Origin of the sequence: Thauera sp. (assembly GCF_034003485.1) — a bacterium.
Taxonomy (GTDB): Bacteria; Pseudomonadota; Gammaproteobacteria; order Burkholderiales; family Rhodocyclaceae; genus Thauera.
The window spans coordinates 34,482-50,101 of sequence record NZ_JAVEYL010000028.1 but is presented as its reverse complement, the minus strand read 5'-3'; the positions used below and the strand labels follow the sequence as shown (position 1 = coordinate 50,101).

Sequence of the window (15,620 nt, the reverse complement as noted above, 5' to 3'; positions counted from 1 at the left end):
CCTCCTCCTGTCGTTCGGTCGCGGCCGGGCCGCTGCGGCCCGGCCGGCAGGAAATCAGCCCTTGAGCTGTTCCAGGATCTGCGGGTTCTCGAGCGTCGAGGTGTCCTGGGTGACGTCCTCGCCCTTGGCAAGCTGGCGCAGCAGGCGGCGCATGATCTTGCCCGAGCGGGTCTTCGGCAGGTTCTCGCCGAAGCGGATGTCCTTGGGCTTGGCGATCGGTCCGATCTCGTGGCCCACCCAGTTCTGCAGTTCCTTGATCATCTTCGCGGCCTCATCGCCGGTCGGACGCGCACCCTTGAGCACCACGAAGGCGACGATCGCCTCACCGGTCAGGTCGTCCGGACGACCGACCACGGCCGCCTCGGCAACCTTCTCGTGTGCCACCAGCGCCGACTCGATTTCCATCGTGCCCATGCGGTGACCCGAGACGTTCAGCACGTCGTCGATACGGCCGGTGATGGTGAAATAACCGGTTTCCAGATCACGGATCGCACCGTCGCCCGCCAGGTAGAGCTTGCCCTGGAAGTCGGCCGGGTAGTAGGACTTGACGAAGCGGTCGGGGTCGCCCCAGATGGTGCGGATCATCGACGGCCACGGCTTCTTGACCACCAGGATGCCGCCCTGTCCCCAGGGCACTTCGGTACCGGTCTCGTCGACCACCGCAGCCATGATGCCCGGGAAGGGCAGCGTGCACGAACCCGGAACCATCGGCGTGGCGCCCGGCATCGGCGTGATCATGTGCGCGCCGGTCTCGGTCTGCCAGAAGGTATCGACGATCGGGCAGCGGCCGCTGCCGACGTTCTCGTAGTACCACTCCCAGGCCGCCGGGTTGATCGGCTCGCCCACCGAGCCCAGCAGACGCAGGCTGGACAGGTCGTACTGCTTCGGATGCACGGTCGGGTTGTTGTCGGCCGCCTTGATCAACGAGCGGATCGCGGTCGGCGCGGTGTAGAAGATGCTGACCTTGTGGTCCTGGATCATCTTCCAGAAGCGGCCGGCGTCCGGGTAGGTCGGCACGCCCTCGAACACGATCTCGGTCGCGCCGCAGGCCAGCGGGCCATAGGTGATGTAGGTGTGACCGGTGACCCAGCCGATGTCGGCGGTGCACCAGAAGATGTCGTTCGGCTTGATGTCGAAGGTGTATCGCATCGACATCACGGCCTGCAGCAGGTAGCCGCCGGACGAGTGCTGAACGCCCTTCGGCTTGCCGGTGGAACCCGAGGTGTAGAGGATGAACAGCGGATGCTCGGCCTCGACCCATTCCGGCTCACACACGTCGGACTGGCTCGCGCAGGCGTCGTGGAACCAGGTGTCACGACCGGCGACCATGTTGCAGTCGCTGCCGGTGCGCTTGACCACGATGACGTTCTTGATGGTGTCGCAACCGCCCAGCGACAGCGCCTCGTCGGCGATCGGCTTGAGCGGCAGGGCCTTGCCACCGCGGTGCTGGCCATCGGAGGTGATCAGCGCAACGGCGCCGGCATCTTCGATACGGTCGCGCAGGGCCTGAGCCGAGAAGCCGCCGAAGACGATCGAGTGGGTGGCGCCGATGCGGGCGCAAGCCTGCATGGCGACGACGCCTTCGATCGACATCGGCAGGTAGATGACGACGCGGTCGCCCTTCTTCACACCCATGCCGCGTAGCGCGTTGGCGAACTTGCTGACGCGAGCCAGCAGATCCTTGTAGGTGACCTTGGTGACTTCGCCGTTGTCGGCTTCGAAGATCACCGCGACCTTGTCGCCCAGGCCGTTATTGACGTTGCGATCGAGGCAGTTGTACGAAACGTTCAGCTTGCCGTCGGCAAACCACTTGAAGAAGGGGGCGTTGCTATCGTCCAGGACCTGGGTGAAGGGCACCTTCCAGTCCAGCATTTCATTGGCGCGACGGGCCCAGAAGCCCTCGTAGTCGTCCTCGGCTTCCTTGCACAGCGCACGGTACCCTTCCATGCCGGACACTGCGGCGTTCTTGACCATCTCTTCCGAGGGGTTGTAAATGCGGACTTGCTGATCGTTGGACATGCTCACCTCTCCTCAACTGTTCAAATGGTTGAAGCTGACCCTTGCGGGTGGGCTGGTTGGATCCAGCCTATAAACCGCCAGGATTGGAGTGAGGCCGGACGACCTTCGCTCTCCCTGGCGCTCGAATGCCTTTGAAACCTCGGCATTTTAAGAATATCTATCTTACACAGGACTTACACAGCCGCGCCAGACACGAGCACGCCGCCCCGGTGATAGAATCCTGAGCTTTTCCGGACCACTCGGTCCGTTTGCGTCATTCTGCCCCCATGTCATTCCGGAGACCAAGCGCCATGACGATCATTCGCCAAGAAGACCTCATCCAGTCGATCGCGGATGCTTTCCAGTACATCAGCTACTACCATCCGCTCGACTACATTCAGGCGCTCGGCGAAGCCTACGCCCGCGAGGAAAGCCCGGCGGCGAAAGATGCGATCGCGCAGATCCTGACCAACTCGCGCATGGCCGCCGAAGGCCATCGTCCGATCTGTCAGGATACGGGCATCGCGGTGGTGTTCCTGAAGGTCGGCATGAACGTGCAGTGGGACGCGACGATGAGCGTCCAGGAGATGATCAACGAAGGCGTGCGCCGCGCCTACAACGACCCCGACAACAAGCTGCGCGCCTCGGTGCTGCTCGACCCGGCGGGCAAGCGCCAGAACAGCAAGGACAACACCCCGGCGGTGGTCCACTACGAGATCGTCGAGGGCGATCACGTCGAGGTGATCTGCGCGGCCAAGGGCGGCGGCTCCGAGAACAAGTCAAAGATGGTCATGCTCAACCCGTCCGACTCCATCGTCGACTGGGTGCTCAAGACCGTGCCGACCATGGGCGCGGGCTGGTGTCCGCCCGGCATCCTCGGCATCGGCATCGGCGGCACGCCCGAAAAGGCGATGCTGCTGGCCAAGGAATCGCTGATGGACCCGGTGAACATTCACGAGCTGCGCGAGAAGGCCGCCGCGGGCGCCCAGCTCAGCCGCGTGGAAGCGCTGCGTCTCGAGCTCATGGACAAGGTCAACGCACTCGGCATCGGCGCCCAGGGCCTGGGTGGCCTCACCACCGTGCTCGACGTCAAGATCATGGACTACCCGACCCACGCCGCCAGCCTGCCGGTGGCGATGATCCCCAACTGCGCCGCCACCCGTCATGTGCACTTCCACCTCGATGGCTCCGGCCCGGCCGATCTGCCGACGCCCAGGCTCGAGGACTGGCCGCAGGTCACCTGGAAGGCCGACACCAACGTCGCCACCCGCGTCAATCTCGACACACTCACCAAGGAAGAAGTCGCCGCGTGGAAGCCGGGCCAGATCCTGCTGCTCAACGGCAAGATGCTCACCGGCCGCGACGCCGCACACAAGCGCATCGCCGACATGCTGGAAAAGGGCGAGAAGCTGCCGGTCGACTTCACCAACCGCGTCATCTACTACGTCGGCCCGGTCGACCCGGTGCGTGACGAGGTCGTCGGCCCCGCCGGCCCCACCACCGCCACGCGCATGGACAAGTTCACCCGCATGATGCTGGAGAAGACCGGCCTCATCTCGATGATCGGCAAGTCCGAGCGCGGCCCGGTCGCAATCGAGGCGATCAAGGACAACAAGTCGGCCTACCTGATGGCCGTCGGCGGTGCGGCCTACCTGGTGTCGAAGGCGATCAAGGAAGCGAAGGTCGTCGGCTTCGAGGACCTCGGCATGGAAGCGATCTACGAATTCACCGTGCAGGACATGCCGGTGACGGTCGCAGTCGACGCCAACGGCACCAGCGTGCACAACACCGGCCCGAAGGAATGGCAGGCCAGGATCGGCAAGATCCCGGTCACCGTGGCGTAAGCACCCACCTCACCGCGGCATAAGCACCCAGGACGGGGGCGGCGACCAGCTCGCCGCCCATTCGGGAATCTGCCCGGCCGGCATCGGCCGCGCGATCCCGTAGCCCTGGCCGGTGTCGCAGCCGAGTTGCAGCAGCAGCTCGCCGTGCTCGATCGTCTCCACGCCTTCCGCGATCACCTCGCGCCCAAAGGCACTGGCGAGCCCGAGGATCGCCTTCAGGATCGCCAGATCCTCGGCGTCTTCCAGCATCCCGCGCACGAACACCTGGTCGATCTTGAGCCGCGCCGCCGGCAGGCGCTTGAGATAGGCGAGCGACGAATAGCCCGTCCCGAAATCATCCAGCGCGAATGACACGCCGATCGCGGCACACGCCTCCACGATGCGCGACATCTGTGTGATGCTCTCGAGCGCACTCGTCTCCAGCACCTCCAGTTCAAGGCTGCCCGGCCATACCTCGGGGTGCCGCGCCAGCGCCGATTGCAGCCGCATCATGAAATCCGGCGCCTGCAGGTGACGCGCGCTGATGTTCACGCTCACCGCCAGCTCCAGCCCCTCCCGTTTCCACGCCGCGACCTGCGCCAGCGCCTGCTCGATGACCCAGTCGCCAAGCTCGACCGCCAGCGGGTGTCCCTCCACCGTCGGCAGGAAACTCGCCGGTTCGAGCTCGCCCTGCTCGGGATGCGCCCAGCGGATCAAGGCCTCCGCCCCCACCAGCGCACCGGTGCGCATGTTCACCTTGGGCTGATAAACCATGCGAAACTCGCCTGCCCGCAGACCACGCCGGATGCGGGCGAGATTCTCGTGTTGGCCGCGCAGGCTGCGGTCTTGGGCGGTATCGAAGACGTGGTAGCGATTCTTGCCGGCAAGTTTGGCCTGGTACATCGCGAGATCGGCCTGGCGCAAGAGCTGATCGGCATCGACATCTTCGGGCTGCGGGAACAGGGTCAGACCGATGCTCGCCGACACCTTCATCTCGTGCCCCGCCAGCGGCACCGGCTGCGCTACCGCGGCGAGCAGGCGCTGGGTCAGCTGCAGGCAGGATTCGGTGTCGGGCAGGTCGATCAGCACCGCGACGAACTCGTCTCCACCCAGGCGCGAGATCGTGTCGCCCTCGCGCAGCGTGGTCTTCATGCGCGCAGCAACCATCATCAACAATTGATCGCCGACGTGGTGGCCGTGGGTGTCATTGACGGCCTTGAAGCCGTCGAGATCGATGTAGGCCAGTGCGAGCTGCTGCGCCCGCCGCCGGGCCTGAGCCATGCCGCGCTGCAGGCGGTCATTGAGCAGCACGCGATTGGGAAGCCCCGTCAGGGAATCGTAGTGCGCGATGTACTCGAGGCGGGATTCGTGCTCCTTCTGGTTGGTGACGTCGTTGAGCGTGCCCGACAGCCCCACCACGCGTGCGCCGGCATCGACCACCGGCCGCGCGCTCACTTCGAGCCAGCGGTAGCCGCCCCCCGTACACAGATAGCGCACCGCCTCCGAGCAGGTTTCCAATTCTCCGCTCAACACCTGCTCCAGGACATCCATGTGCCGCTCGCGGTCATCGGCATGCACGTAGTCGAGACAGTTCCGGCCCAGTGTGTCCGCGACCGCATACCCGGTCAGGTCGGTCCACGAGCGGTTGAGGAACACCCACCGCCCCACCTCATCGAGCTGGAAAATCACCTCCTTGACACTCTCGACCACCGAGCGATAGCGCGCCTCGCTCGTGCGCAGGCTGTCGTCGGCGCGTTTGCGCTCGAGCACACCGGTAAAGGCGTTGCCCACCAGCGTCATCAGCGTCTTTTCCTCGTCCAGCCAGACGCGCTCGCTGCGCACCGAATCGAGCCCGATGAAGCCCACCAGACGCCCGTTCGCCACCATCGGCACCGCCAGCAGCGACTGGATGGATTGCGCCTCGAGCACCTCGCGATCAACGGCGGCTTCGACCGGGAGCCGTCCGACGCTCGGATAGTCGACGATCGCAAAGCGCTTGATCGTGCGGCAGAACAGCATCGCGTCGTCGAAGGGAAGATTCTGCAGATTGTCGATCTGCGCCGCGATGCCCTGCGCGCACCACTCGTAGGCGTTGCTGAGCGAAAGCCCGTCCGCGCTCACCTGGAAGACGTAGGCGCGATCGGCGTCGGCGAACGAACCCACCTCCTGCAGCACGCGCGCGAGGTGAACGTCGAGCTCGTCGGGACGGGCGAGGATGAGTTCGGACGAGATCCGCGCCACCAGGCGCTCGAACGCGATCCGGCGGTTCAGGCTGTCTTCGACGCGCTTGCGTTCCTGCTCGATGCGCAGCGCGATGATCATGCTCGCGCAGGTTGCGGTCATCGGCTCGAGTTCGGCCAGCAGCGCCTCATCGTAACCACCGGGCGCGTTGGCAAGCCCAACCATGCCGATCATCTGTCCGCCGTGAAACAGGGGCAGCCCCAGAAAGGCCCTCAGCTCCGGATGACCCGGAGGCACGCCACCACTGCGCGTGTCCGCTGCGGGGCGGTTGGCGATCACCGGGGCCTGGGTGCGCACCACTGCGCCGAACAGCGAGTCGAGGTTGTGGAACTCGAAGCCGCCCGTGCGCATGCGCTCGAACACACTGCGCGACGCCTCGCTCCATGAGATGTCGCTCAGCCCATGCATGCGCAAAAACGGCGCGCCGGCCTCGTCGTACAGGACCTCGCTGATGAAACCGTACTCGCTGCCGGTGAGTACGACGAGCTGTTCGAGCATGTGTTCGAAGGTCTCGCGCGACGAATTACCCACCAGAAACCCGCGCTGCAGCGTGCTCAGCACCGACAGCATCTGCGCCTGCCGTCGCAGCCTGCACTCGAGCGCACCCACCGACTCGGGGCATGCGAGTCCCGCGCCCTCATGCATGCCGGTTACAGCGGCAGCGCTGGCCCCCTCAGGTGACGCGGATGCAAAGCTCGACATGAGTGCCTCGACTACGGGAAGTGCATCGACCGCGAAATATTACCGGCTACGCGCCCCGCGGGTGTCGGCACTGCGTCGCATGAGTCACAAAAAAACGGGGCGCAGACCCATTCGGTCCACGCCCCGTCAGCGATGCGAATCGCGCGCTTTACTCTGCGCGGTGTGCTGCCAGCTTCAGCCAGGTATCGACCACCGTATCCGGGTTCAGCGAGATGGTCTGGATGCCCTCGTCCATCAACCACTCGGCCAGGTCGGGGTGGTCCGACGGCCCCTGGCCGCAGATGCCCACATACTTGCCGAGCTTGTTCGCGGCCTGGATCGACATCGACAGCAACTGCTTGACCGCCGGGTCGCGCTCGTCGAAGGCGTGCGCCACCAGGCCGGAGTCGCGGTCCAGACCCAGGGTGAGCTGGGTGAGGTCGTTCGAGCCGATCGAGAAGCCGTCGAAGTGCTCGAGGAACTGCTCGGCCAGGATCGCGTTCGACGGGATCTCGCACATCATGATCAGCTTGAGATCGTTCACGCCGCGCTTGAGGCCATGTTCGGCCAGCAGCTCGACCACGCCCTTGGCCTCTTCGACGTTGCGCACGAACGGGATCATGATCTGCACGTTGGTCAGGCCGAGCTCGTTCCTCACCTTCTTCATCGCCGCCACTTCCATCTCGAAGCAGTCGCGGAAGCTGTGGGCGATGTAGCGCGACGCGCCACGGAAGCCGAGCATCGGGTTTTCTTCTTCCGGCTCGTAGATCTCGCCGCCGAGCAGCTTGCGGTACTCGTTCGACTTGAAGTCGGACATGCGCACGATCACCGGCTTGGGGTAGAACGCCGCGGCGATGGTGGCCACGCCTTCGACCAGCTTCTCGATGAAGAACTGCTTGGGCGTCGCATAGCCGCGCGAACGGCGGTGAATCTCGTCACGCAGGTTGGCCGGCACCTGACCGATCTCGAGGATGGCCTTGGGGTGAATGCCGATCATGTTGTTGATGACGAACTCCAGGCGCGCCAAGCCGACACCGCCATTGGGGATCTGCGCGAACTCGAAGGCGAGCTCCGGGTTGCCCACGTTCATCATGATCTTCACCGGGATCTCGGGCAGGTTGCCCATATCGGTGGTGATGATCTCGAACTCCAGCTTGCCGCGGTACACGTAGCCGGTGTCGCCTTCGGCGCAGGACACGGTGACCGAGTCGCCCTCTTCCAGCACCTCGGTGGCGTTGCCGCAGCCGACGATTGCCGGGATGCCGAGCTCGCGGGCGATGATCGCCGCGTGGCAGGTGCGGCCGCCGCGGTTGGTGACGATGGCGCTCGCGCGCTTCATCACCGGCTCCCAGTTCGGGTCGGTCATGTCGGTGACGAGCACGTCGCCGGCCTGCACGCGGTTCATTTCGGAGGCATCGCTGACGATGCGCACGGTGCCGGCGCCGATCTTCTGGCCGATCGCGCGGCCATGGGTGAGCGACTTGCCGTACTGCTTCAGGCGGTACTTCTCCATCACCAGGCCTGCATCCTGGCTCTTAACCGTCTCGGGACGCGCCTGCAGGATGTAGAGCTTGCCGTCGACACCGTCCTTGCCCCACTCGATGTCCATCGGGCGACCGTAGTGCTTCTCGATGATCACCGCGTAGCGGGCGAGCTCGAGCACGTCCTCGTCGGTCAGCGAGAAGCGGTTGCGGTCGGCCTCGGGCACATCGACCGTGCGCACCGACTTGCCGGCGACGGCCTTGTCGGTGAACACCATCTTGATCAGTTTGGAGCCCAGGTTGCGGCGGATCACCGCCGGCTTGCCCAGCGCCAGGGTGGGCTTGTGCACGTAGAACTCGTCCGGGTTCACCGCGCCCTGCACCACGGTCTCGCCCAGGCCGTACGAGGCGGTGATGAACACCACCTGGTCGAAGCCCGACTCGGTGTCGATCGAGAACATCACGCCCGAGGCGCCCGAGTCCGAACGCACCATGCGCTGCACGCCGGCCGACAGCGCGACGTCGGCGTGGGCGAAGTTCTTGTGCACGCGGTAGGCGATCGCGCGGTCGTTGTACAGCGACGCGAACACTTCCTTCATCGCGTGCAGGATGTTCTCGTAGCCGTGGATGTTGAGGAAGGTTTCCTGCTGGCCGGCGAAGGACGCATCGGGCAGGTCTTCGGCAGTGGCCGAGGAGCGCACGGCAAAGCTGCCCTCGCCTTCGGCGGTGATCGCCTCGTAGGCGGTCTTGATCTCGGCTTCGAGCTTGGCCGGGAAGGGCAGCTCGATGATCCACTCGCGGATCTGCGCGCCGGTCTTGGCCAGCGCGTCGACGTCATCCACGTCCAGCGCGTCGAGCGCGGCATTGATGCGGTCGGCCAGGCCGTTGTGGGCGAGGAATTCGCGGTAGGCTTCGGCCGTGGTCGCAAAACCACCCGGGACACGAACACTGGAGGGCAACTGGCTGATCATCTCGCCGAGGGAGGCATTCTTGCCGCCAACCTGCTCGACGTCGGTCATGCGCAGTTCGTTGAAAGGAATCACGTATCGTGTCATGAGTGGCTTCCGCAAATGTTGGAGAGAAAGCAAAATATCGAAGCCGAGAGTTTAACGGGTTTTTGTGCTGTGCCGCATCACAGGGTTTGCCCCAATACGCGTCGCCCCCGGCAGGGGCCGCATCAAGGTTCGACATCATGAACGACATTCGCCGCCGCACCGTCTTCTTCATCTCCGACGGCACCGGCATTACCGCAGAAACACTGGGACACAGCCTCCTTGCGCAGTTTCCAGAGGAAAAATTCCGCCAGGTCCGTGCTCCGTTCGTCGACGACATCGACAAGGCAATCGAGTGCGCGACACAGATTCGCGAGGCCGCAATCGACGACGGCGTGCGCCCAATCGTGTTCAGCACGCTCGTCAATCAGGCTACGGTTGATGCACTGCACAAGGCCGACGCACTGTTCCTGGACCTATTCGACCGCTTCATCGGGCCGCTCGAAGCCGAGCTTGGCCAGCGCTCCACGCATGCCGTCGGCCGCTTCCATGGCATCGCCGACAGCCTCAACTACAAGCACCGCATCGAGGCCATCAACTTCGCCATGGCCCACGACGACGGCATCTCCAGCGATGGCGAGCTCGCCGAGGCCGACGTCATCCTCGTCGGCGTGTCGCGCTCGGGCAAGACTCCCACCAGCCTCTACCTCGCCATGCAGTTCGGCGTGAAGGCCGCCAACTACCCGCTGATCCCGGAAGATTTCGAGCGTAACAAGCTCCCCGGCGAGCTCCACAAATACCGCAGCAAGCTCTTCGGCCTCACCATCGCGCCCGAACGCCTGTCGCAGATCCGCCAGGAACGCCGCCCCAACAGCCGCTACGCCTCGCTGGAAAACTGCCGCTACGAGATCGACGCCGCACAGAAATTGATGCGCCGCGAAAACATCCGCTGGCTGGAGTCGACCACCAAGTCGATCGAAGAAATCTCCGCCACCATCCTGCAGACCGTCCGCGTCGAACGTCCGAGCTTCTGATCGACACCGCACAACGACACCGCACAACAACAAGCAACAGGAGTTCCCAATGAAAAGACCGCGCCTCAAGCGCCGCGGTGGCCTTGGCCGCACTGCCGAACAACTCGTCCGACTCGCGAGCGGCCTGGCCGAATCCGGGAGCCGGGTCGAAGACCGCTACTGGGAGCAACAGCTCTCCACCCTCATCGACCAGACGCTGACCGACAACGACGAAGAGGTGCTCAACACCGCGCTCGACCACCTCTACAGCGCCGAGCCCCGCGCCTACGACGATCTCGCCGACAACATCGAATCGCGTGCCGAGTGCGCCGCAGGCGCCTTCCCCGAGCATGACGTGGTGCTGATCACCGCCCCGGTGCTGGCGTGGTCGCGTTACCGCATTGCCGCCACCAGCATCGCCCCCGCAGTGCTCGCCAACCTGCGTGTCCACCTGCAGGCCCACGTGCTTGCCAAGGGCGCGCACCTGTCGGTCGCCGACTTCATCTTCAGCCCCGACCAGTTGCCGCAGGGCTACTGCTCGACGGCGGAGTTTGCCAAGGTGATCTGCGGCGCCGCGCTCGACAACCTCGACCTGCACATCGAAACCGAAGGCATGCCCGAGACCGCGCAGTTCCTGTCCGACACGCGCTACCTGCTCGCCGCCGTGGCGGTGCCGCGCGGCGCCCCGCTGTTTCGCTGGCAGGAACCCGACGGCAGCCGCGACGCCTCGCTCGAGCAGTGGCGCGCCCAGGGCGGCGCCTGTCTCACCCCACTGCTGCCGGGCTGTGCGGTGGACCTGGTGCTGCCCGAATCCTATTTCGCCGCCAGCCGTGCCGCGGACAAGGACAGCCGGCCCTACTCGGTGCGCGCCTCGGTGGCCTTCCTCGGCACCACGCTCGAAACCCCCGCCGCCAATCTGCGCGCGGTCATTGCCCCGTTCTGGGAACGCACCCTCGAGGAATACCGCATCGGCTTCACCGTGCGCGGCCAGGATGCCGTCGTGCACGGCGTGGTGTGGCCGCTGCTCGGCGCCGAGGACGAGACCACCGACTGTGTCGCACAGATCGAAACCGTGCTGCGCGAATCGGGCGTCAACGACGTCGTCTTCCTCGACCACCAGTTCCCGATGGAGTATTGCGACGACTGCGGCGCCCCGCTCTACCCCTCGCCCGAGGGCGAAGTCGCGCACGCCGAAATGCCCGAAGACCACGCCGAACAGATGCCGCGCCATCTGCATTGAGCAAGGAGCCCCCATGAGCCGCAAGATCGAGAAACCCGACGCCGAATGGCGCCGCCAGCTCACCGACCGTCAGTACCAGGTGGCCCGGGAGAAAGGCACCGAGCGTGCCTTCACCGGCGAGTACTGGGACGTCTGGGACAAGGGCGCCTACAACTGCGTGTGCTGCGGCGCGCCGCTGTTCCGCTCCGAGCACAAGTTCGACGCCGGCTGCGGCTGGCCCAGCTTCTGGACCGCCGCCGAGCCCGACAACGTCGAGAGCGCGGTCGATCGCAGCCACTTCATGGTCCGCACCGAGGTGCTCTGCCACCAATGCGGCGCCCACCTCGGTCACGTCTTCGAAGACGGCCCCCAACCCACCGGCCTGCGCTACTGCATCAACTCGGCGTCAATCAAGCTGAAGAAGGACGAGGGCTGAGGGATGCGGGTTGAACGTGCTCACACGCGGCCCGCTGCATCTTCGAGCCGGTTCGCGTTATCGCGGAACACCTCGCGCAAGGGCTCGGAGATCCGGCTGTCGCCAGCGGCCGCGTTCCAGAAGACCAGCGCCTGCCTGCAGGCCTCCAGCCAGATGGCGCGTTCTCCGGGGAGCGGCAAGGGCGGTTGCCATACCTTCGTGGGCAGCTCGCCGCCGGGCAGCGGGGCGTAGTCCATCGGCACCATGTCGTAGGCGGGCGCGGGCGTGAGCCGGCCATCGGCCACGCGGAAAGCGCAGTTGCCAAGGTGCATGTCGCCGTTTGCAATCAGGCGCCCGAACCACCACAGCCGGTCGATGCTCGCCGCGTCTTCCGGAGACAAAAACCCTGCCTCGACCAGCGCCTTGGCATATTCTCGCCAGTCGCGCGCACCCAAGCCCAGAAGATGCGCGCTGACCGCTTGCAGGCTGACGACCGGCAGCCGACCGAAACGACCCAGCCGGTCGAAGCGCTCCGACTCGAGGAAGGTTCGTCCCTTGCTGGCAAGGATGCGAGTTCGCGCTACCTCGACGCCCGTCAGCCCCTGCGCCGCGCTCAATGCAAGGTGCTCGCTGACCAGCAAATCGCCCCAGCGCTGGCTGCTCTCCCCCGCACCGGAAAACTTCACCAGCACATGCGGCGTGCGCTGACCCGGTAGCTCGCGCAGCGACAGGAACTTCGGAAACTCGCCCGCCGCGCTGCTCCCCGCGATACCGAGCGACACGCTGCGCTCCGCCGAGTCGTGATAAGCCGCGAGCAGCGCCGACTCGGTGAGGACCGGCGTAGGCGCCAGCACCTCGCCCTGCCACAGCCGCGCCGCCTGCTCGCCGAGAATCAGGTGACCGGGCAGGTCAGCGCCGCGGCGGCTCAGGATCCAGGCGATTTCGTCATCGCCCCAGTCGCGAGGATCGTCGGGCACCTCGAGATCCAGGTGAAGCTGGCGGGCGAACTGGCGCCCGAGGTATCCCTGCGGTTGCATGTCGTACAACGGATAGGGCAATCCGGGCCACCAGCCGTCTCGTGCGTCGTCATCGACCGGAAAGCCGAGCCTGACCAGCGCACACCACGCACCCTCGGGCTGGAGTAGGCGCAGGATTCCACCCTCCTGCAATCGACCGTCGGCATCGACATGAAACACCGGAATCGGTGCCGACGAACCACGCAACGGACGGCACGCAGCGTACCGCGTTCTACCCGTCGCCCCGCCACGGCATACGTCCGTGCCCAACTCTTCAAACAGACGCAACACCGTTCGCGCCGACACGTCAAGTTGCCGCGCCAGATCGGCCGCACGCACAGGCCCTCGCCGCAGGAGTGCGATCAGCCGCTGGCGGACTTCAAGATTCCTGGTGCGCATAATGTCGAGAAAAATGCATCTTCAAATTACAAACATATCTATAACTCTCATCGGCTTAGGCTAGCACGTTGCTTCATAATGTCCAGAGTTATGTCCGCAACTTGACACGGATAAAAAAACCCGCGCCAGCCTCGCGGCCGCGCGGGTTCTTATCAGGCGAAAACTGCGCTTACACGCGTTCCCACACCGTGGTGATGCCCTGGCCGCCGCCGATGCACATGGTGGCAACGCCATAGCGACCATTCACGCGGATCAGCTCATGCAGCAGCTTGGTGATGATCACCGAGCCGGTCGCGCCCACCGGGTGGCCCAGAGCGATGGCGCCGCCGTTGGGGTTGACCTTGGCGGTGTCGAGGCCGAGGCCGCGGTTCACCGTGATCGACTGCGCCGCAAAGGCTTCGTTGGACTCGATCACGTCGATCTGGTCCAGCTTCAGGCCGGCGCGCTGCAGCGCGAGCTTGGTTGCGGGGATCGGGCCTTCGCCCATCACCTCGTTGGGCACACCCGCGATCGCGTACGACACCAGGCGGGCGATCGGCTTGTGGCCACCGGCAGCAGCCTTGGCAGCGTCGGCCAGCACCAGGAAGGCGGCGGCGTCGTTGATGCCCGACGCGTTGCCGGCGGTCACCGAACCGTCCTTCTTGAACGCCGGCTTCATCTTCGCCAGCGCTTCCATGGTGGCCATGCGCGGATGCTCGTCGGTGTCGAACACCACGGTGCCCTTGCGGGTCTCGAAGCTGATCGGAACGATCTGGCTCTTGAAGCGGCCCTCGGCGATTGCCGCGGCGGCGCGCTTCTGCGACTCGAGCGCAAACGCGTCCTGCTCTTCACGGGTGATCCCGTGCTTGGTGCACAGGTTCTCGGCAGTGATGCCCATGTGGCCAACGCCAAACGGGTCGGTCAGCACGGCCACCATCGAGTCGATCGCCTTGGTGTCACCCATGCGCGCGCCATTGCGCAGCGTCGGCATCAGGTAAGCACCGCGCGACATCACTTCAACGCCGCCGCCGATGGCGAAGTCGGCATCGCCCAGCATGATGGCCTGAGCCGAGCTCACGATGGCCTGCTGCGCCGAGCCGCACAGACGGCTGACCTGGAAGGCGACGGAATCCATCGACATGCCGGCGTTGATCGTGGCGACGCGCGACACGTAGGCATAGCGGGAGTCGGTCGGGATGACGTGGCCGACGGATGCGAACGACACTGCCGACGGGTCCACACCAGCGCGTGCGATCGCCTCCTTGATCACCACCGCACCGAGGTCCGACGGCTCCATATCCTTCAGCGAGCCACCAAAACCACCTACGGCCGAACGAACAGCACTCAGAACAACGACTTCACGATTTGCCATAACCCACTCCCTTGTTGAAATCAAAACATGTCACCGACCCACCCAACCCGCAGCCGCGAGCAGGACAAGCAGGAACAAACACACCAGCAGTGCCCGCCAAACCAGGCCCACCGTGCTTTGCATGTGATCGACGCCCGCCTCGCTTCCCAGCCCCATCTCGGGGCGGTCGACGATTCCGCCGGACTCATGAACCGGCATGCCGAGCCTGACGCCCAAGGCGCCGCCGCCACTTGCAATCAGTATAGCCGACGACCTCTCGGGCCACAGCACCGCCTGCGACCGCCAGCAATAAACCGCATCCTCGAAATTGCCCACCACCGAGAACACCGTGGCGGTAATGCGCGCCGGCAACCAGTCGAGCGCATCGAACGCGCGCTGCGCCGGCACGCCAAATGCACCGAACTCCGCATCCCGGCACCTGCCCCAGGTCTCGGCCAGCATACGCGCCACGCGATACATCACCGCGCCGCTCGGCCCCGGCAGGATCACGAACCAGAACACCACCCCGAACAGGTTGCGATGCGCCGCCACCAGCGCCATCTCGATCGACAGGCGCGCAATCTCGCTCGCACTGGCCTCGTCGTAACGCCCGCCCCGCCACGCCGCCAGCAGGGTGCGCGCACGGTCGAGTTCGCCCATGCGCAGCGCAAGATGAATCTCGGTGAAGGAATGGCTCTCGTGGCGAAAGCCCATGCACAGGTAAAGCACCACGATGTTGAACACGAAGGCGAACAGCGGGTGAAGTTCCCACAGCAGCCAGTACGCCATTGCCGTAGCGAAGGTGCTTAAACCCACGATCAGCAGCCAGGCAACACGGCCGTGGCTTACGCTGCCGTCGTTCAGGCGCCGGGACATGCCGTCGGCAATCGCCCCCACCGGCGCCAGCACGCGCAGCGCAGCACCCAGCGGACGAACCTGCTCGAGAATCAACGCGAGGATCAGCGCAAAAAGCGTCATGCAAACCGGGAAAGTGGCGGTGGAAAACAGCCCC

10 protein-coding genes are annotated in these 15,620 nt (G+C 65.2%); 4 read left to right on the top strand and 6 right to left on the bottom strand.

Going from position 1 to position 15,620, the window contains the following annotated elements:
* Positions 1-54: 54 nt before the first annotated feature.
* Positions 55-2,019 carry an acetate--CoA ligase gene (gene acs / locus RBT54_RS14810; RefSeq protein WP_320367829.1) on the bottom strand — a complete coding sequence of 655 codons (1,965 nt, stop codon included), beginning with the start codon at positions 2,017-2,019 and terminating at the stop codon, positions 55-57.
* 290 nt (positions 2,020-2,309) lie between these two features.
* Here acs and RBT54_RS14805 point away from each other — a divergent pair, with 290 nt between their 5' ends.
* The gene (locus RBT54_RS14805) at positions 2,310-3,842 is read left to right on the top strand and encodes a fumarate hydratase (protein ID WP_320367828.1); all 1,533 of its coding nucleotides are present in this window, start codon (positions 2,310-2,312) and stop codon (positions 3,840-3,842) included.
* A 9-nt stretch (positions 3,843-3,851) separates the two neighbouring features.
* Here the strand turns inward: RBT54_RS14805 and RBT54_RS14800 are convergent, their stop codons facing one another.
* A complete protein-coding gene (locus tag RBT54_RS14800; protein WP_413788461.1) occupies positions 3,852-6,632 on the bottom strand; it encodes an EAL domain-containing protein in 2,781 nt (926 codons plus the stop codon).
* Positions 6,633-6,912: 280 nt separating this feature from the next.
* Positions 6,913-9,279 (bottom strand): phosphoenolpyruvate synthase, encoded by a 2,367-nt coding sequence (gene ppsA, locus RBT54_RS14795; RefSeq protein ID WP_320367826.1) that lies wholly within the window; start codon positions 9,277-9,279, stop codon positions 6,913-6,915.
* Between the two features lie 137 nt (positions 9,280-9,416).
* Between ppsA and RBT54_RS14790 the strand changes: the two genes are divergently transcribed.
* From RBT54_RS14790 to msrB, 3 genes are read left to right on the top strand one after another with little or no spacing between them, the layout of a single operon-like run.
* A complete protein-coding gene (locus RBT54_RS14790) occupies positions 9,417-10,250 on the top strand; it encodes a pyruvate, water dikinase regulatory protein (RefSeq protein WP_320367825.1) in 834 nt (277 codons plus the stop codon).
* A gap of 49 nt (positions 10,251-10,299) precedes the next feature.
* Positions 10,300-11,469 (top strand): DUF2863 family protein, encoded by a 1,170-nt coding sequence (locus RBT54_RS14785; protein WP_320367824.1) that lies wholly within the window; start codon positions 10,300-10,302, stop codon positions 11,467-11,469.
* A 13-nt stretch (positions 11,470-11,482) separates the two neighbouring features.
* On the top strand, positions 11,483-11,884 hold the full coding sequence (msrB, locus tag RBT54_RS14780; protein ID WP_320367823.1) for a peptide-methionine (R)-S-oxide reductase MsrB: 402 nt from the start codon (positions 11,483-11,485) through the stop codon (positions 11,882-11,884).
* Positions 11,885-11,904: 20 nt separating this feature from the next.
* On the opposite strand, the gene yjjJ is transcribed toward msrB, so the two are convergent.
* From yjjJ to RBT54_RS14765, 3 genes are all read right to left on the bottom strand, one after another.
* Positions 11,905-13,278 carry a type II toxin-antitoxin system HipA family toxin YjjJ gene (gene yjjJ, locus RBT54_RS14775; RefSeq protein WP_320367822.1) on the bottom strand — a complete coding sequence of 458 codons (1,374 nt, stop codon included), beginning with the start codon at positions 13,276-13,278 and terminating at the stop codon, positions 11,905-11,907.
* A gap of 169 nt (positions 13,279-13,447) precedes the next feature.
* The gene (locus tag RBT54_RS14770; protein WP_320367821.1) at positions 13,448-14,629 is read right to left on the bottom strand and encodes an acetyl-CoA C-acyltransferase family protein; all 1,182 of its coding nucleotides are present in this window, start codon (positions 14,627-14,629) and stop codon (positions 13,448-13,450) included.
* 30 nt (positions 14,630-14,659) lie between these two features.
* Complete coding sequence (locus RBT54_RS14765; RefSeq protein WP_320367820.1) at positions 14,660-15,586, bottom strand: CobD/CbiB family protein; 927 nt, start codon at positions 15,584-15,586, stop codon at positions 14,660-14,662.
* Between the last annotated feature and the right edge of the window lie 34 nt (positions 15,587-15,620).